The organism is Cellulomonas sp. P4_B5_2, from assembly GCF_056402235.1.
In genome coordinates this window covers 1-16898 of record NZ_JBFUHU010000031.1, presented here as the reverse complement: position 1 = coordinate 16898, position 16898 = coordinate 1, and the positions used below count along the sequence as shown (strand labels likewise).

Below are 16898 nucleotides of genomic sequence, written 5' to 3'. Positions count from 1 at the left end.
CGTGCTGGCCGCGTGCGGGACGGGCTCGCCGTCGGCGGCCGGCTCGAGCGCCGAGGACCTGTCCGGCAGCGACAAGCTGGTCCGCTGGGCCAACTGGACGCAGTACCTCGACCAGGACGACGACGGGACCAGCTACCCGTCGCTGCTCGCGTTCGAGGAGCTGTCGGGCCTCACGGTCGAGTACGCCGAGGACATCGACGACAACGACGCGTTCTACGGCAAGGTGTCGGGCCAGCTGAAGAACGGCCAGGACATCGGCTACGACATCATCACGCTGACCGACTGGATGGCCGCGCGGATGATCCGGCTCGGGTACACCCAGACGCTGGACAAGGAGCGGATGCCCAACGCGGACAACATCCTGTCCAGCCTCGCGAACGTCGACTTCGACCCGGGCCGTTCGCAGTCCCTGACGTGGCAGTCGGGGTTCGCCGGGCTGGCCTGGGACAAGGAGAAGGTGCCGGGCGGTCTGCACACCCTCGCGGACCTGTGGGCTCCGGAGCTGGCCGGCCGGGTCGAGGTGCTCAGCGAGATGCGCGACACGGTGGGCCTGATCATGCTCGACCAGGGTGTCGACCCCGCGGGGGACTGGAGCGACACCGACTTCTACTCCGCGCTCGAGGTGCTCAGGGAGAAGATCGACTCGGGCCACATCCGGCAGGTCCGCGGCAACGCGTACACGCAGGACCTGGCCTCCGGCGACGCGATCGCGGTCATCGGCTGGTCGGGCGACATCACGTCGCTGAACTACGAGGCGGACGGCAGGTTCGAGTTCGCGATCCCCGAGTCCGGCGGCACGCTCTGGAGCGACAACATGATGGTGCCCATCGGCTCCCCGCACCTGGGCAACGCCGAGGACCTCATGAACTACTACTACGACCCCGAGGTCGCGGCGCAGGTGGCGGCCTGGGTCAACTACATCACCCCGGTGCAGGGCGCCCAGGAGGCCATGGTCGCCATCGACCCGGAGCTGGCCGAGGACCCCATGATCTTCCCGACGGACGAGATCCTGTCGAAGGTCAGCGTGTTCCGGACGCTCAGCCCGGACGAGGAGGAGCGCTACAACGGCGAGTTCCTCACCGTGATCGGCGCATGACGACGACCGCCTCCGCCCCCACGGCGGACGCGACCGGCTCGGGGGGTGCGGCGCTCGAGATCGAGGGCGTGACCAAGGCGTTCGGAGCGTTCGTCGCGGTCGACGACCTCACGCTCACCATCCCGTCCGGGTCGTTCTTCGCGCTCCTCGGGCCGTCGGGGTGCGGCAAGACGACGACCCTGCGGATGGTGGCCGGCCTGGAGCAGCCGAGCGCGGGGACGATCTCGATCGGCGGCAGGGACGTGACCGGCACGCGGGCGCACCAGCGGCCGGTGAACACCGTGTTCCAGAGCTACGCCCTGTTCCCGCACCTGACCGTGCGGGAGAACGTGGCGTTCGGGCTCAAGCGCTCGCGTGCGAGCAACATCCCGGGGCGCGTGGCCGACGGGCTCGACCTGGTGGAGCTCGGGCACCTGGCCGACCGCAAGCCCGCCCAGCTCTCCGGCGGTCAGCAGCAGCGGGTCGCGCTCGCCCGTGCGCTGGTGAACCGCCCGGCGCTCCTGCTCCTGGACGAGCCGCTGGGCGCGCTCGACCTCAAGCTTCGGCGCCAGATGCAGCTGGAGCTCAAGCGCATCCAGACCGAGGTCGGGCTCACCTTCGTGCACGTCACGCACGACCAGGAGGAGGCCATGACCATGGCCGACACGGTGGCCGTGATGAACCGCGGGCGGATCGAGCAGCTGGGCGCCCCCGCGGACCTGTACGAGCTGCCGCAGACCGTGTTCGTCGCCAACTTCCTCGGCCAGTCCAACCTCGTCGCCGGCACCGTGACCGAGCGGCTCACCAAGCGAGGACTGCTCGGGGTGGACGTCCGCGGCACGCGGGTGCTGGTCCCGTTGGGGCGCGCGGTGCGGACGGAGGGTGCTGTGCTCGTCGGGGCCCGGCCCGAGAAGATGCGGCTGCTGGTCGGCGACCAGGCTCCGGCGCGCGGCGAGAACGTCCTCGGACCCGGGGTCGTCACGGACGTCTCGTTCATGGGCGTGAGCACGCAGTACCAGGTGGAGGTTCCCGGCCTGGGCACGTTCGGCGTCTTCGCGCAGAACCTGCTCGGCGGCGCGACCGTCACGGTCGGGTCCGCGGTGCGGTTGGCCTGGGCGATCGACTTCACGTTCGGGCTCGACGGGGCGCAGGCTCGCGACGAGGGCACGGTCGACCTGGACGACGAGCCGTGAGCATCACCGCGGTCCTCGGCGAGAGCGCGTCGGGCGACACCGCGCCACCGCCGCGACGGACCGCGCAGCGCGCCCACCTCCTCCTGCTCGGGCCGGGCCTGGTCTACCTGGTGCTCTTCTTCGTCGTGCCCGTCGGTGCGCTGCTGGCCACCTCGCTGTACGTGCCGGTGCCCGGCGGCGACGTGGGGGAGTACCAGCCCGCGCTGCACTGGCAGAACTACACCGACGCGATCGCCCAGTTCTGGCCCGCGATCCTGCGCTCGTTCTGGTTCGCGTTCCTGGCCACCGTCGCCGCGCTGGTGATCGGCTACCCGATGGCCTACGCCATCGCCGTGCGCGCCCAGGGTCGCAAGCTGCTGCAGGGGCTGCTCCTGGTGCTCGTCGTGGCTCCGTTCTTCACCAGCTTCATCCTGCGCACGATCGCCTGGAAGCAGATCCTCGCCGACGACGCGCTCGTGGTGACCCTGCTGCACTGGCTGCACCTGCTGCCCGCGGACGAGCGCCTGACCGCCACGCCGTTCGCCGTGGTCAGCGGCCTGACCTACAACTTCCTGCCGTTCATGGTGCTCCCGATCTTCGCCGCGCTGGAGCGGCTGGACTCGCGCCTCCTCGAGGCCGGCGCCGACCTGTACGCGTCGCCGACCACGACGTTCCGCACGGTCACGTGGCCGCTGTCCATGCCCGGGGTCGTGGCGGGCACGCTGCTGGTGTTCATCCCCGCGGCGGGCGACTACGTGAACGCGTCCCTGCTGGGCAACAACACGAACACCGCGATGATCGGACAGGTCATCGACGCCCGGTTCTTCAAGGTGCTCGACTACCCGACGGCCGCGTCGCTGTCCGTGGTGCTCATGGTCGCGATCCTGCTGCTCGTCGGGGCGTACATCCGGCGGGCCGGGACGGAGGACCTGCTGTGACCGCCGTGCTCGACCGCGTCGAGCGGACGACCACGGCACCGCCGGCCCGCCGCCGCCGCCGCCGGCGACTCGGGGACATGATCGTCCCGGTGTTCGCCGCCCTCGCGTTCGTGTACCTGATGGTGCCGGTCGCCTACACAGTCATGTTCTCGTTCAACGACGCCGGCAAGACGAACCTCGTGTGGCAGGGCTTCACGCTGGAGAACTGGCAGAACCCGTGCGCCGCGCCGCAGGTGTGCGAGGCGTTCGCCAACTCGCTGCAGGTCGGTGTCATCTCGACCCTGATCGCGACCGCGCTCGGCACGCTCGTGGCCATCGCCCTGGTCCGGTTCCGGTTCCGGGGGCGCGCAGCGACCAACCTGCTGATCTTCCTGCCGATGTCGACGCCGGAGGTCGTGCTCGGCGCCGCGCTCCTCGCGCAGTTCCTCACGCTGCGGGTCCCGCTCGGGTTCGGCACGGTCGTCGCCGCGCACGTCCTGTTCTGCATCAGCTTCGTCGTCGTGACGGTCAAGGCCCGCGTGTCGAGCCTGGACCCCGCGCTCGAGGAGGCCGCCGCCGACCTGTACGCGTCGCCGTGGCAGGCGTTCTGGCGCGTGACGTTCCCGCTCCTGATCCCGGGCATCGCCGCGGCGGCGCTGCTGGCGTTCAGCCTGAGCTTCGACGACTTCATCGTCACCAACTTCACGTCCGGCTCGTACACGACGTTCCCCAAGTTCGTGTACGTCTCGGCCACCCGCGGCATCCCGCCGCAGGCCAACGTGATCAGCTCGTTCATGTTCGTCCTGGCCCTGGTCATCGTCGTGCTGGTCCAGGTGCTCGGCTACGCCCGGAGCAAGCGGCTCCGGACCCGGTGAAGGCGGAGGCAGGGCTCGTGCGGATCCTGGTGGTCGGAAGTGGTGGGGTGGGCGACGCGGTGGCCCGGATCGCGGCCCGGCGGCGGTTCTTCGAGCGCCTCGTCGTGGCGGACGTGGACCTCGGGCGGGCGCAGCGGACGCTCGAGGCCGCGAGCGCGCACGACGTGGTGGGCGGCCGGTTCGCGGCGGCGGTGGTCGACGCCTCGAGCGCTGCCGCCGTGGAGGCGCTGGTGCGCGAGCACGGGGCGACCCACGTGCTCAACGCGGTGGACCCGCGGTTCGTGCTGCCGATCTTCGAGGGGGTGCACGCGGCCGGTGCGCACTACCTGGACATGGCGATGTCCCTGTCCCGCGCGCACCCGGAGCGGCCGTACGAGCTCCCCGGGGTCAAGCTCGGCGACGAGCAGTTCGCGCAGGCCGACCAGTGGCGGTCCGACGGTCAGCTGGCGCTGGTCGGCATCGGCGTCGAGCCCGGGCTCTCGGACGTCTTCGCGCGGTACGCCGCGGACCACCTGTTCTCCGCGATCGACGAGCTCGGGGTGCGCGACGGCGCCAACCTCGAGGTGCTCGGCGACGACGGCGAGCCCATCTTCGCGCCCTCGTTCTCCATCTGGACCACCATCGAGGAGTGCCTCAACCCGCCGGTCATCTGGTCGGCGGACCGCGCCGAGGCCGGGTCGGGTCTCGAGGACGGCTGGTTCACCGTGGCGCCGTTCCACGAGCCGGAGGTGTTCCGGTTCCCGGACCCGATCGGCGACGTCGAGTGCGTGCACGTCGAGCACGAGGAGGTGCTCCTCATGCCCCGCTGGGTGGGTGCCCGGAAGGTGACGTTCAAGTACGGGCTGGGCGAGGAGTTCATCGGGGTGCTGCAGACCCTGCACCGGCTCGGCCTGGACAAGACCGAGCCCGTGACCGTCCGTGGCGTGCAGGTCAGCCCGCGAGACGTCGTCGCGGCCAGCCTCCCGGACCCCGCGACGATCGGTCCGCGGATGACCGGGTCCACCTGCGCGGGACTGCTGGTCACGGGCACCGGCACGGACGGCAACCCGCGGGAGGTGTACCTGTACCACCTGGTCGACAACGCCTCGTCGATGGCCGAGTACGGCGCGCAGTGCGTCGTGTGGCAGACCGCCGTGAACCCCGTGGTGGCGCTCGAGCTCCTGGCCGCCGGCACCTGGACCGGGACGGGCGTGCTCGGCCCCGAGGCGTTCGACGCGGTGCCGTTCCTCGAGCTGCTCGCCGCGCCGACCCCCGAGGGCTACGGCTCGCCGTGGGGCCTCGAGGAGCGGGTCCCCTCGGCCTAGAGGGCCCGGACCTCGTCCTCGAGGACGGTCAGGGCCTCGTCCAGCAGGTCGTGCCCGATGACCAGCGGTGGGAGCAGACGAAGGACGTTCCCCCAGGTCCCGCACGTGAGCACGAGCACGCCCTGAGCGGCGCACGCCGCCGCGACCCGCTGTGCGGCGGGCTTGTCAGGCTCGAGCGTGCCCGGCCGGACCAGCTCGAGGGCGAGCATGGCGCCGCGGCCGCGCACGTCCGCGACCGCGGGGACGTCGTCGCGGAGCGCGGTGAGCCGGGGGAGGACCGCTGCCTCGATGGCGCGGGCCGCTGCCGCCAGGTCGTCGCGCTCGTAGATCTCGAGCGACGCCAACGCGGCCGCGCACGCGAGCGGGTTGCCGCCGAACGTGCCGCCGAGCCCGCCCGCGTGCACCGCGTCGAGCAGCTCCGCGCGGCCGGTGACGGCGCCGAGCGGCAGACCGCCGGCGATGCCCTTGGCCAGGGCGACGAGGTCGGGGACGACTCCCTCGTGCTCCATCGCGAACATGGCGCCCGTCCGGGCGAAGCCGGTCTGCACCTCGTCGGCCACCAGCACGATCCCGCGGTCGGCCGCCCACGCGGCGAGCGTCGGCAGGAACCCCGGCGCGGGGACGACGAACCCGCCCTCACCGAGGATCGGCTCGACCACCAGCGCGGCCACCTGGTCGGCGCCCACCTGCCGCTCGGCCACGTCGATGGCGCGGAGCGCCGCCTGCTCGCCGGTCATGCCCTCGGGGTCGCGCAGCGGGTAGGACGCGGGGATCCGGTACACCTCGCCCGCGAACGGCCCGAACCCCGTCTTGTAGGGCATGGCACGCGCGGTCATCGCCATCGTCAGGTTCGTGCGCCCGTGGTACGCGTGGTCGAGCACGAGGACCGCGGGGCGACCGGTGGCGCGACGGGCGATCTTCACGGCGTTCTCGACCGCCTCCGCGCCGGAGTTGACCAGCACGGACCGCTTGTCGTGGCTGCCCGGCGTCACGCGCGCGAGCCCCTCGCAGACGGCGACGTACTCCTCGTACGGGCTGATCATGAAGCAGGTGTGCGTGAAGTCGGCCGCCTGCGCGGCGACCGCCGCGGTCACCTCCGGCGCGCTGGCCCCCACCGACGTCACCGCGATGCCGGACCCCAGGTCGATCAGCACGTTGCCGTCGACGTCCTCGATGACCGCCCCGGAGGCACGTGCCACGTAGACGGGCAGGGTCGACGAGACGCCGGCTGCGACGGTGGCCGCACGGCGCGCACCAAGAGCGACCGAGTGCGGACCGGGGATCGGCGTGCGCAGGACGCGGCGCTGCTCGAGCGAGGGAACAGGGGTGGAAACGGTGGCCATGAGGGGACGCTAGTGCCGATCTCGTGCTCGGGAAAGCATGGCGCGACGAAATCCGCCGACGACGAGGTACCACCGACCGGGTGCTTTCGGCGCGCTGTCAGCGGCTTCCCAGGGACGCGGGGGAAGATGGACCCGCGGGTGTCGGCTGCGACACCGCCCTGGCGCGTGCGCGCAGGTTCGTGACGGAGGGGTCGATGGAGTACCTGGGCGCTGTTCTGGTCGTGGTGGTGGTGCTCCTGCTGTCCATCGGGCTGCACGAGGTCGGGCACATGGTGCCCGCCAAGCGCTTCGGCGTGCGCGTGAGCCACTACATGGTCGGCTTCGGACCCACGCTCTGGTCCCGCACCAAGGGCGAGACCGAGTACGGCCTCAAGGCGATCCCGCTCGGCGGCTACGTGCGGCTGGTCGGCATGTACCCGCCCGACGCCGCGGTCGGCAACCCCCCCGCGCGCACCTGGCTCGGCCGGCTCGCGCGCGACGCCCGGCAGGCCAGCGCCGAGGAGATCCTGCCCGGCCAGGACGCCCGCGCCTTCTATCACCTGTCGACGCCCAAGAAGCTGATCGTGATGCTCGGCGGCCCGGTGATGAACCTCGTGATCGCGTTCTTCCTCATGGCGATCGTGCTGGTCGGTTTCGGCATGCCGCAGACCACGACGACCCTGACCAGCGTGTCCCAGTGCGTCATCCCCGCCGACGCCGACCAGGCGCGCGACTGCCTCCCCTCGGACGTCGCCGCCCCGGCAGCGGCCGCCGGCATCGAGCCGGGCGACACCGTCGTCTCCTACGACGGCACCGAGATCACCTCCTGGGACCAGCTCTCCGGTCTCATCCGCGGCACCGGCGAGGAGGCCGTCCCGCTCGTCGTCGAGCGCGACGGCGAGCTGGTGGACCTGACCATCACCCCGATCGTCGCCGAGCGGCCGGTGTACGACGCGAACGACGAGCTGCTCCTCGACGCCGCCGGTGACCCGGTCACCGAGCCGGTCGGGTTCCTCGGCATCACGCCCTCGCGCGAGATGGTCCGGCAGTCCCTGCTCTCGGTTCCCGGCGTGGTGGCGGACACCACCTGGCAGACCGCCACGGTCGTCGCCACGCTGCCCGCCCGCGTCGTCGACCTGGTCCAGTCTCAGGTGAACGACACGCCGCGCGACGTGAACAGCATCGTCGGCGTGGTCGGCATCGGTCGGTTCGCGGGGGAGATCGCCTCCACGGACGGCCTCGACTGGCAGATCAAGGCGGCCTCGCTGCTCCAGATGCTCGCCGCCCTGAACATCGCGCTGTTCGTCTTCAACCTCATCCCGCTCCCGCCGCTCGACGGCGGGCACGTCATGGCGGCCCTGTGGGAGGGCGCCCGGCGGCAGGTGGCGCGCGTGCGCGGACTGCCGAGGCCGGGCCCGTTCGACTCCGCCAAGCTAGTGCCCCTGGCGTACTCGGTCTTCATCGTGCTCGGTGCCGTGGGCCTGCTGCTGATCTACGCCGACATCGTCAACCCGGTGCAGATCTGACCTGTGAGCGCGCTGGAGTGATCTCGTGCACACCGGCCCCTGCGGGCGGGCGCGCCAGCCGCCGGGTGCGATGATGGCCACGTGAGCATCCCGATCAGCCTCGGCATGCCGGAGGCGCCCCCCCTGGTCCTGGCACCCCGGCGCAAGACCCGCAAGATCAAGGTCGGCAAGATCGAGGTCGGCGGCGACGCCCCGGTCAGCGTCCAGTCCATGTGCACGACGCAGACCACGGACATCAACTCGACGCTCCAGCAGATCGCCGAGCTGACCGCGGCCGGCTGCGACATCGTGCGCGTGGCCGTGCCGACGCAGGACGACGCCGACGCGCTGCCCGCCATCGCGCACAAGTCGCAGATCCCCGTGATCGCGGACATCCACTTCCAGCCGAAGTACGTGTTCGCGGCGATCGACGCCGGCTGCGCCGCCGTCCGCGTGAATCCTGGCAACATCCGCAAGTTCGACGACCAGGTCAAGGAGATCGCCCGCGCGGCGACCGAGGCCGGCACGTCGATCCGGATCGGCGTCAACGCCGGGTCGCTGGACCCGCGGCTGCTCGCCAAGTACGGCAAGGCCACCCCGGAGGCGCTCGTCGAGTCCGCCGTCTGGGAGGCGTCATTGTTCGAGGAGCACGGGTTCCGCGACTTCAAGATCTCCGTCAAGCACAACGACCCCGTGGTCATGGTGCGGGCGTACGAGCTGCTCTCCGAGCGCGGCGACTGGCCGCTGCACCTCGGCGTGACCGAGGCCGGCCCGGCGTTCCAGGGCACGATCAAGTCCGCCACCGCGTTCGGCGCGCTGCTGAGCAAGGGCATCGGCGACACCATCCGCGTGTCCCTGTCCGCGCCGCCGGTCGAGGAGGTCAAGGTCGGCATCCAGATCCTGCAGTCGCTCAACCTGCGTCCGCGCAAGCTCGAGATCGTGTCCTGCCCCTCGTGCGGCCGCGCGCAGGTCGACGTCTACTCGTTGGCCGAGCGCGTCACCGCGGGTCTCGAGGGCATGGASRTSCCGCTGCGCGTCGCCGTSATGGGCTGCGTCGTCAACGGKCCSGGYGAGGCSCGCGAGGCRGACCTCGGCGTGGCGTCCGGCAACGGCAAGGGTCAGATCTTCGTCAAGGGCCAGGTCATCAAGACCGTGCCCGAGGCGCTCATCGTCGAGACCCTCATCGAGGAGGCCATGCGCCTCGCCGAGAGCATGGACCCGGTCGAGTCCGGGGACGGCGCCCCGGTCGTCACGGTCGGCTGAGGTCGCAGCACCCCGGTTCACTCGATCGGCGTGTCGGAGATCGGGTGAACCGGACGCCCGTGGTGCAGGATCTACCCATGGTGCAACGCCGCGCGGCTCTGCTCGACGGTCGGGCCGGAGGTCGTGTCCTCGGAGATGTCGACCTCGCCGCTGCGCTGACCGTGTGCGCGCGGGACGCGGTCGGTTCCGTGCTCGCGACAGCGCGGCTCGAGCAGGCCGTCGGACGGACCTTGCGTGCCGCCGGCGGGACGTTGTGGGGCTACGAGGAGGACGGTGAGCTCCTCGCGGTCTGCTTCGCGGGCGCGAACATGGTCCCCGTCGTCCCGGTGGACGACCCGCAGGTGCTGAACCGGGCGCTCGACGCGTTCGCCCGGCTCGCGCGCGGGCAGGGCAGGCGGTGCTCGTCGATCGTCGGCCCGGCCGACGCCGTGCTCGGCCTGTGGGGACGGCTGCGCTCCTCCTGGCCGGCGGCCCGCGAGATCCGCGACGACCAGCCGTCGATGGTGATCGAGCACGCGCCGCTGGTCACGGCCGACCCGCGGGTGCGACGCTCACGGCCGGAGGAGTTCGACGTCGTGCTCCCCGCCTGCGTCCGGATGTTCACCGAGGAGGTCGGCTACTCGCCGGTCAGCGGTCCCGGCGGGCCGTACGAGACGCGGGTGCACGGCCTGATCGCGCAGGGACGGTCGTTCGTGCGCATCGACCCGGCCCACGGCAGCCCGACCCACCGGTCTTCCGGGGGCGTGGTGTTCAAGGCCGAGCTCGGGGCCGTCGCCGGGGGAGTGGCGCAGGTGCAGGGCGTGTGGGTGACCCCCGACCGGCGCGGCGAGCGACTGTCGGAGTCCGGGATGGCCGCGGTGGTGCAGATCGCCCGCGGCGAGGTGGCGCCGCTCGTGTCGCTCTACGTGAACAGCTACAACGAGCGGGCTCTCGCGGCCTACCGCGCGGTGGGCTTCCGGCAGGTCGGCACGTACGCGACGGTCCTCTTCTAGCGCAGCAGCCGCGACATCCGCCGGTCGGCCAGCGGCTTGCCGCCCGTCTGGCACGTGGGGCAGTACTGCAGCGACGAGTCCGCGAACGACACCTCGTGCACCGTGTCGCCGCACGGCACGTCGTTCCAGCCCGGGCACGGCTGACCCGTGCGGCCGTGCACCTTCATGCCTCGGCGCTTGGCGTCCTTGAGCTCGGCGGCAGGCTTGCCCGAGGCCGACCCCACGGCGCCGGTGAGGACCTCCCGGATCGCCTCCCAGAGGGTGCGGGTGCGGTCGGCGTCGAACGACCTCGTCATCGCGAACGGGCTCATCCGGGCCGCGAGCAGGATCTCGTCGGAGTAGGCGTTGCCGATCCCCGCGATCGTGCCCTGGTCGCGCAGCAGGCCCTTGACCTGCTGGTTGCGTGCCGCGAGCAGCTCCGCCAGGCGGTCCTCCGTGAACTCGTCGGACAGCGGCTCGACGCCGAGGGTGGCGATCTGCGGGACGTCGGACGGGTCCTCGACCACGTGCACCGCGAGGCGCTTGCGCGTGCCGGCCTCGGTCAGGTCGAACCCGGACCCGTCGTCGAGCCGCACCCGCAGCGCGAGAGGTGACTTGCCGGGCCGGACCGGGTTCGTGGACAGCTGCTCCGACCACCGCACCCAGCCGGCCCGGGACAGGTGCCAGACGAGGTGCAGCGGCTCGCCGGTCGGCGTGGCGACCATGACGTCCAGCCACTTCCCGTGCCGCTGTGCGTCCACCACGGTGCCGCCGACGAGGGCGTCGGGCGCCGGTCGGAACGTCTTGAGCGCGCTGATGGCGCCGATCGAGACCTCGGTCACGGTGCGGTCGACCATCCGCCCGCGCAGGAACTGCGCGAGCGCCTCGACCTCGGGCAGCTCCGGCACGTGCACCATCCAACCCCACGGAATCACGTACGGCCCATGGATCTCGGGCAACTAGGCTCCCTGCATGCTCATCCGCCTGTCCCAGCTCTTCTTCCGCACGCTGCGCGAGGACCCGGTCGACGCCGAGGTCGCCAGCCACCGACTGCTCGTGCGTGCGGGCTACATCCGTCGCGCCGCCCCCGGCATCTACACCTGGCTGCCGCTCGGCCTTCGGGTGCTGGGCAAGGTGGAGCAGGTCGTCCGCGAGGAGATGGCCGCCGCCGGTGCGCAGGAGGTGCACTTCCCGGCGCTGCTGCCGAAGGAGCCCTACGAGGCGACCGGCCGCTGGACGGAGTACGGCCCGAACATCTTCCGGCTCAAGGACCGCAAGGGCGGCGACTACCTGCTCGCGCCCACGCACGAGGAGATGTTCACGCTCCTGGTCAAGGACCTGTACTCGTCGTACAAGGACCTGCCGCTGGCGCTCTTCCAGATCCAGACGAAGTACCGCGACGAGGCGCGTCCGCGGGCAGGGCTCATCCGCGGCCGCGAATTCATCATGAAGGACGCCTACTCGTTCGACGTCGACGACGAGGGGTTGGCTGCCTCCTACCAGGCGCAGCGCGACGCCTACCAGCGGATCTTCGACCGGCTCGGCCTCGAGTACGTCATCGTCGCCGCCACGTCGGGCGCCATGGGTGGCTCGCGCTCCGAGGAGTTCCTCACGCCCACCGCGATCGGCGAGGACACGTTCGTTCGCTCGCCGGGCGGCTACGCGGCGAACGTCGAGGCGGTCACCACGGTCGTCCCCGACGCGATCCCGTTCGACGACGCCCCCGCGGCGCATGTCGAGGACACGCCGGACACGCCGACCATCGACACGCTGGTCGCGGTCGCCAACGAGCGGTTCGCGCGTCCCGACCGCCCCTGGGCCGCCGCCGACACGCTCAAGAACGTGGTCCTCGCGCTCGTGCACCCGACCGGCGAGCGCGAGCTGCTCGTCGTCGGCCTGCCCGGTGACCGCGAGGTCGACCTCAAGCGCCTCGAGGCCGCAGTCGCCCCAGCCGAGGTCGAGGCTGCCGGCGACGCCGACTTCGCCGCGCACCCGGAGCTGGTCCGCGGTTACCTCGGCCCGGGTGCCGTGGGTCCGAACGTCCCCGTGGCGGACGGCGCCGAGCGCACCGCGGTCCGGTACCTGCTCGACCCGCGCGTCGTGGCGGGCACCCGGTGGATCACCGGGGCCAACGAGCACGGCAAGCACGTGTTCGACCTGGTGGCCGGCCGCGACTTCACCGCCGACGGCACGGTCGAGGCGGCCGAGGTCCGCGCCGGCGACCCCGCACCGGACGGCTCCGGCCCGCTCGAGCTGGCGCGCGGCATCGAGATCGGCCACATCTTCGCCCTCGGGCGCAAGTACGCGCAGGCGCTCGGCCTCACCGTGCTGGACCAGAACGGCAAGGCGCAGGTGGTGACGATGGGCTCCTACGGCGTCGGTGTCACCCGTGTGCTCGCCGCGCTCGCCGAGGCCAACAACGACGAGCGCGGGCTGGCGTGGCCGGCGAACGTCGCACCCGCGCACGTGCACGTGGTCGCCACGGGCAAGGACCCGGCGGTGTTCGAGGCCGCCGACGCGCTCGCCACCGAGCTCTCGTCGCGCGGGGTCGAGGTGCTGTACGACGACCGCCCGGGCAAGGTCTCGCCCGGCGTGAAGTTCGCCGACGCGGAGCTCCTGGGCGTCCCGCTGGTGGTCGTCGTCGGCCGCGGGCTGGCCGAGGGCGTCGTCGAGGTGCGTCCGCGTGTCGGCGGCACCGCCGAGCAGGTGCCGGTCGCCGAGGCGGCCGACCGCGTCAAAGCCCTGGTCGACGCGCTGCTGGCCGTCTGACGGGTCAGCCCGTGGGCTCCTGCGCCCGTTCCGGCAGGCCCGGGAACGGGACGTGCGTCGCGTCCCAGGCGGCCGCGTCGGCGGTCGCGCGGCGCAGGCCCGCGATCAGTGCCGACCGGCTCCCGGGATCGGCCTGCGCCACGGCGTCGGCGTACGCGTCGGCGACGGCGGTCTCGAGCGTGCGCGCGAGCGCGGAGGACACCGTCGGGTCGTCGAGCCCGGCGGGCAGCGCGTAGGCCGCGCGGCGAGGGTCCTGCGCGGAGCCGTCGATCCCCGCCGCGGCCGCCCAGTCCTCGCTCCTGGCCCGGTGCGCGGCGGCGGTGGCGCGAGCGGCGGAGCGCTGGTCGCCCGCGAGCTTGGCGGCGATCACCTCGAACCCGTAGCCGGCCTCGTCGTGCACGAGCGCCAGCACGGCCACGTCGCCGGTGGTGAGGCCGTCGACACCCGACGTCGCCGCGGTGTCCGACGGGCTCGGTGACGGGTCGGTCGGAGCGGGCGCCTCGTCGGGCTCGAGCGACGGCACCTCGGCGCCGGTGGCGGCGGCCAGACGCTGGGTGAGCTCGGCGCGGGAGGTGGCGATCGACGCGATCAGCCGCGCGAGGGGGCCGTCGGCCACCGCGTCCGCGTCGGCGAGGGCCGTCCGGGTCGATGCCGCCAGCTCCTCGAGCACCTCGGCGACGGACTGCGTGGTCGGAGGGCTCGTGGTGGGGGAGTCCGTGGGGGCGGGCAGGCCGGAGACATACACCCCGCCGAGCTGGTCCGCGTGCTGGTCGGAGTACCGGGCGACGTCGGCGAGGACAGGAGCGACCGGATCGACCGCGCCGTCGGGGAGCGCAGCGGCCGCCGACGCGGCGGCCGAGAGGGCGAGCGAGTCGGCGACGGTCCGGGCACGCACCTGCTCGATCGCGTCCGGGCTGGGCTCGACCGGAGGCGGGGTCTCGGCCCGCAGCCCGCACGCAGCGAGCGTGAGAACCATCACGGCCGCAGCGACCAGCCGCGTCAGAGGGCGCGCGCGATCGTGCCGCGCCGGGAGGTCCTGGTCCGTGCTCATCGCCGGTGATCCTGCCACGCCGCGCAGGCGCGGCCGTCGGGCACGCCCGGACTCGTTACTGTGGTCCCACAACATCACAGGGTCGCAACGTCGCTCGCCGACGACCCGCTGGACCGACAGGAGGCTGACATGGTCGCGCCAGCACACGCAGAACGGGTCCGGCACGTCGTGGAGCCCGCCGTCGTGGCCGGGGGTCTCGTGCTCGAGGACGTCACGGTGCGCAAGTCCGGGGCGCGATCGGTGGTCGAGGTCGTCGTCGACGTGACGGAGGACGACGAGGGTGGTCTCGACTTGGAGCGCGTGGCCGAGGCGACCCGCGCGGTCTCCGACGCCCTCGACGCGGCAGACGTCATCGTCGGCGAGTACACGCTCGACGTGATGAGCCCCGGGGTCTACCGCCCGCTCACCGAGCGCCGCCACTTCACGCGCGCCGTCGGGCGCATGCTCACGGTGACCCTGACGGACGGCACCAAGCTGGCCGGCCGGCTGACCGAGGTGGACCGGTCGCAGCCCGACGACGCCGTCGTCGTGGTGCCCGTGACGCCCGGCCGCAAGGGCCGCAAGCCGGTGGTGGGCGAACCGGTCCGAGTGCAGCTGAGCGACGTGCGCGAGGCGCACGTCGAGGTGGACCTGTCGGGGCTGGGCCCTGTGGACGACGACGAGGCCGCGCGCGACGACGCCGGCGAGGAGAGCTGAGATGGACATCGACATGCAGGCGTTGCGGCTGCTCGAGCGCGAACGGGAGATCAGCCTCGACGTGCTGGTCTCCGCGATCGAGCAGGCGCTGCTGTCCGCCTACCACCGGACGCCCGGCGCCCAGGCGAAGGCGCGGGTCGAGGTGGACCGCAAGACCGGTCACGTGACCGTCTGGGCCCGCGAGGCCGCGCCTCTGGGGGAGCCCGACGACGAGGGCATCATGCCGCCGCCCGGTCCCGACGGTCCCGAGTACGACGACACCCCCGACGGCTTCGGCCGCATCGCGACGGCGACGGCGCGCCAGGTCATCGTGCAGCGCCTGCGTGACGCCGAGGACGACCAGGTGCTCGGGGCGTTCCGCGGCAAGGAGGGCGAGGTCCTCGGCGGCGTCATCCAGCAGGGCCGCGACCCCCGCACGGTGCTCATCGACGTCGGCGGCACCGAGGCCGTCCTGCCCGCGCACGAGCAGGTGCCCGGTGAGGAGTACGTGCACGGGGACCGCATCCGCGGCTACGTGCTCGAGGTCGCCCGGGGCCAGCGCGGACCCCAGGTGACCCTGTCCCGCACCCACCCGAACCTGGTGCGCAAGCTGTTCGAGCTCGAGGTGCCCGAGGTCGCCGACGGCACCGTCGAGATCACCGCCATGGCGCGCGAGGCGGGCCACCGCACCAAGATGTCCGTCCGTGCGACCGTGCCGGGCGTCAACGCCAAGGGCGCGTGCATCGGCCCGATGGGTGGCCGCGTGCGTGCCGTCATGGCGGAGCTGCACGGCGAGAAGATCGACATCGTCGACCACGCGGACGACCCCGCCGAGATGATCGCCCACGCCCTCTCGCCGGCCCGCGTGCTGTCCGTCACGGTGGTGGACCCCGTGGCCCGCGCGGCCCGCGTCGTCGTGCCGGACTACCAGCTGTCGCTCGCCATCGGCAAGGAGGGCCAGAACGCCCGCCTCGCCGCGAAGCTGACCGGCTGGCGGATCGACATCAGGTCCGACGCGGAGGTTCCGGGGGAGAGCGTGTCGCAGGGCGCCCACGGTGCTCATGACGGTGCGGACGGCAGTGAGTGACCTCACGAGTGACGCCGCCGGAGCCACGGCGCGGTAGACTTGCTGCGGCTGGGCCGGATGTCCGGCTCCTCCCGTCGAGCCGGCGGACCCCACTGACACCGAAAGATGTCTCTGGCATGGGTCCGGTGCGCACGTGCGTGGGGTGCCGAGCCACCGGCCCGAGGTCAGCCCTGCTGAGGGTGGTTGTTCGTCAAGAGAGTGCAGCGGCCGTTTCCGCTGTTCTTCTCGTGGACGTGGACCGCCGGATGCCGGGCAGGGGGGCATGGCTGCACCCCGATCCTGGATGTCTCGAGAAGGCCGAACGCCGGCGTGCGTTCGGGCGCGCCCTGCGAGTTGCAGGGCAGCCCGACGTGAGCGCGGTCCACCGCCACCTCGAGCAGCAGGAGCAGGACGTCGTCGGGTAGTTCCCGGCGGCGAGGCCGATCGTCGATACGGAAAGCGGGTTGGAAGCCGATGGCTGCCCGATGAGCACGCACCGATGAGTACCCAGCGATGAGTACCCAGCACTAACGACGGTCCGACCCTGTCCRGGCGGACCGAGACAGGAGAGATGTGGCCAAGGTCCGCGTCTACGAGCTCGCCAAAGAGCTCGGGGTCGACAGCAAGACCATCATGACCAAGCTGAACGAGTTCGGTGAATTCGTCCGCTCGGCATCCTCGACCATCGAACCGCCGGTCGTCCGCAAGCTGCGGGACACCTACCCGGTCGGTGGCGGAGGTTCCACCCCCGCAGCTGCGCCTGCCCCGAAGGCACCGGCACGCCCGGCGCCCGCTCCGGCCGCCGCTGCGCCCTCAGCACCCGCACCTGCCGCACCGGTCGAGGCCACACGCCCCGCGCCTGCGGCTGCGGCCCCCGCTGCCCCGGCGGCACCCGCACCGGCTCCGGCGACCCCGGCACCGGCTGCTCCGGCT

The 16898-nt window shown here is 72.3% G+C and carries 16 protein-coding genes; 13 read left to right on the top strand and 3 right to left on the bottom strand.

Translation table 11 applies throughout. The features are described 5' to 3' along the window. The 5 genes from AC1DUQ_RS03820 to AC1DUQ_RS03800 all read left to right on the top strand — a co-directional run. A partial coding sequence (locus tag AC1DUQ_RS03820) for an ABC transporter substrate-binding protein (RefSeq protein WP_477073413.1) occupies nucleotides 1-1096 on the top strand: 1096 nt, incomplete at its 5' end. Continuing rightward, entirely contained in the window at nucleotides 1093-2268 is a 1176-nt protein-coding gene (locus AC1DUQ_RS03815) for an ABC transporter ATP-binding protein (RefSeq protein ID WP_477062915.1), read from the top strand. The genes AC1DUQ_RS03820 and AC1DUQ_RS03815, both read left to right, overlap by 4 nt. After that, nucleotides 2265-3185: an ABC transporter permease gene (locus AC1DUQ_RS03810; RefSeq protein ID WP_477062916.1), complete on the top strand. Its 921-nt coding sequence runs from the start codon at nucleotides 2265-2267 to the stop codon at nucleotides 3183-3185. Before AC1DUQ_RS03815 ends, AC1DUQ_RS03810 begins: the two co-directional genes overlap by 4 nt. A gap of 77 nt (nucleotides 3186-3262) precedes the next feature. After that, complete coding sequence (locus AC1DUQ_RS03805; protein ID WP_477062982.1) at nucleotides 3263-4039, top strand: ABC transporter permease; 777 nt, start codon at nucleotides 3263-3265, stop codon at nucleotides 4037-4039. 17 nt (nucleotides 4040-4056) lie between these two features. Continuing rightward, nucleotides 4057-5343 (top strand): saccharopine dehydrogenase family protein, encoded by a 1287-nt coding sequence (locus AC1DUQ_RS03800; RefSeq protein ID WP_477062983.1) that lies wholly within the window; start codon nucleotides 4057-4059, stop codon nucleotides 5341-5343. Here AC1DUQ_RS03800 and gabT read toward each other — a convergent pair. Continuing rightward, the gene (gabT, locus tag AC1DUQ_RS03795; protein WP_477062917.1) at nucleotides 5340-6686 is read right to left on the bottom strand and encodes a 4-aminobutyrate--2-oxoglutarate transaminase; all 1347 of its coding nucleotides are present in this window, start codon (nucleotides 6684-6686) and stop codon (nucleotides 5340-5342) included. The two genes, AC1DUQ_RS03800 and gabT, sit on opposite strands and share 4 nt — an antisense overlap. A gap of 194 nt (nucleotides 6687-6880) precedes the next feature. Between gabT and AC1DUQ_RS03790 the strand changes: the two genes are divergently transcribed. The 3 genes from AC1DUQ_RS03790 (at nucleotide 6881) to AC1DUQ_RS03780 (ending at nucleotide 10425) form a co-directional block, all read left to right on the top strand. Next, on the top strand, nucleotides 6881-8191 hold the full coding sequence (locus AC1DUQ_RS03790) for a M50 family metallopeptidase (protein WP_477062918.1): 1311 nt from the start codon (nucleotides 6881-6883) through the stop codon (nucleotides 8189-8191). Nucleotides 8192-8272: 81 nt separating this feature from the next. Then, nucleotides 8273-9433 carry a flavodoxin-dependent (E)-4-hydroxy-3-methylbut-2-enyl-diphosphate synthase gene (gene ispG / locus AC1DUQ_RS03785; RefSeq protein ID WP_477073412.1) on the top strand — a complete coding sequence of 387 codons (1161 nt, stop codon included), beginning with the start codon at nucleotides 8273-8275 and terminating at the stop codon, nucleotides 9431-9433. Between the two features lie 77 nt (nucleotides 9434-9510). After that, nucleotides 9511-10425, top strand: coding sequence for a GNAT family N-acetyltransferase (locus tag AC1DUQ_RS03780; protein WP_477062920.1), 915 nt, complete (start codon nucleotides 9511-9513; stop codon nucleotides 10423-10425). Here the strand turns inward: AC1DUQ_RS03780 and AC1DUQ_RS03775 are convergent. Next, nucleotides 10422-11312 (bottom strand): Fpg/Nei family DNA glycosylase, encoded by an 891-nt coding sequence (locus AC1DUQ_RS03775; RefSeq protein ID WP_477062984.1) that lies wholly within the window; start codon nucleotides 11310-11312, stop codon nucleotides 10422-10424. The genes AC1DUQ_RS03780 and AC1DUQ_RS03775 overlap by 4 nt on opposite strands. A gap of 64 nt (nucleotides 11313-11376) precedes the next feature. On the opposite strand from AC1DUQ_RS03775, the gene AC1DUQ_RS03770 reads away from it, so the two are divergent. Then, nucleotides 11377-13173 (top strand): proline--tRNA ligase, encoded by a 1797-nt coding sequence (locus tag AC1DUQ_RS03770; RefSeq protein ID WP_477073411.1) that lies wholly within the window; start codon nucleotides 11377-11379, stop codon nucleotides 13171-13173. A 4-nt stretch (nucleotides 13174-13177) separates the two neighbouring features. Here the strand turns inward: AC1DUQ_RS03770 and AC1DUQ_RS03765 are convergent, their stop codons facing one another. Then, on the bottom strand, nucleotides 13178-14224 hold the full coding sequence (locus AC1DUQ_RS03765; protein ID WP_477062922.1) for a DUF4439 domain-containing protein: 1047 nt from the start codon (nucleotides 14222-14224) through the stop codon (nucleotides 13178-13180). 129 nt (nucleotides 14225-14353) lie between these two features. On the opposite strand from AC1DUQ_RS03765, the gene AC1DUQ_RS03760 reads away from it, so the two are divergent. The 4 genes from AC1DUQ_RS03760 to AC1DUQ_RS03745 form a co-directional block, all read left to right on the top strand. After that, nucleotides 14354-14920 (top strand): ribosome maturation factor RimP, encoded by a 567-nt coding sequence (locus AC1DUQ_RS03760; RefSeq protein ID WP_477062923.1) that lies wholly within the window; start codon nucleotides 14354-14356, stop codon nucleotides 14918-14920. A 1-nt stretch (nucleotide 14921) separates the two neighbouring features. Then, entirely contained in the window at nucleotides 14922-15986 is a 1065-nt protein-coding gene (gene nusA / locus AC1DUQ_RS03755) for a transcription termination factor NusA (protein ID WP_477062924.1), read from the top strand. Nucleotides 15987-16102: 116 nt separating this feature from the next. After that, on the top strand, nucleotides 16103-16390 hold the full coding sequence (locus AC1DUQ_RS03750) for a YlxR family protein (protein ID WP_477062925.1): 288 nt from the start codon (nucleotides 16103-16105) through the stop codon (nucleotides 16388-16390). 148 nt (nucleotides 16391-16538) lie between these two features. After that, nucleotides 16539-16898, top strand: a 360-nt coding sequence (locus AC1DUQ_RS03745) for a translation initiation factor IF-2 N-terminal domain-containing protein (RefSeq protein ID WP_477073410.1), incomplete at its 3' end; no start/stop codon positions are given.

What these genes read in the sequence shown, in the direction of transcription:
- AC1DUQ_RS03815 (WP_477062915.1), top strand. Translation starts at nt 1,093, where the DNA reads ATGACGACGACCGCCTCCGCCCCCACGGCGGACGCGACCGGCTCGGGG.
- AC1DUQ_RS03805 (WP_477062982.1), top strand. Translation starts at nt 3,263, where the DNA reads ATGATCGTCCCGGTGTTCGCCGCCCTCGCGTTCGTGTACCTGATGGTG.
- gabT (WP_477062917.1), bottom strand. Translation starts at nt 6,686, where the DNA reads ATGGCCACCGTTTCCACCCCTGTTCCCTCGCTCGAGCAGCGCCGCGTC.
- AC1DUQ_RS03790 (WP_477062918.1), top strand. Translation starts at nt 6,881, where the DNA reads ATGGAGTACCTGGGCGCTGTTCTGGTCGTGGTGGTGGTGCTCCTGCTG.
- AC1DUQ_RS03780 (WP_477062920.1), top strand. Translation starts at nt 9,511, where the DNA reads ATGGTGCAACGCCGCGCGGCTCTGCTCGACGGTCGGGCCGGAGGTCGT.
- AC1DUQ_RS03770 (WP_477073411.1), top strand. Translation starts at nt 11,377, where the DNA reads ATGCTCATCCGCCTGTCCCAGCTCTTCTTCCGCACGCTGCGCGAGGAC.
- AC1DUQ_RS03765 (WP_477062922.1), bottom strand. Translation starts at nt 14,224, where the DNA reads ATGAGCACGGACCAGGACCTCCCGGCGCGGCACGATCGCGCGCGCCCT.
- AC1DUQ_RS03760 (WP_477062923.1), top strand. Translation starts at nt 14,354, where the DNA reads ATGGTCGCGCCAGCACACGCAGAACGGGTCCGGCACGTCGTGGAGCCC.
- nusA (WP_477062924.1), top strand. Translation starts at nt 14,922, where the DNA reads ATGGACATCGACATGCAGGCGTTGCGGCTGCTCGAGCGCGAACGGGAG.
- AC1DUQ_RS03750 (WP_477062925.1), top strand. Translation starts at nt 16,103, where the DNA reads ATGGGTCCGGTGCGCACGTGCGTGGGGTGCCGAGCCACCGGCCCGAGG.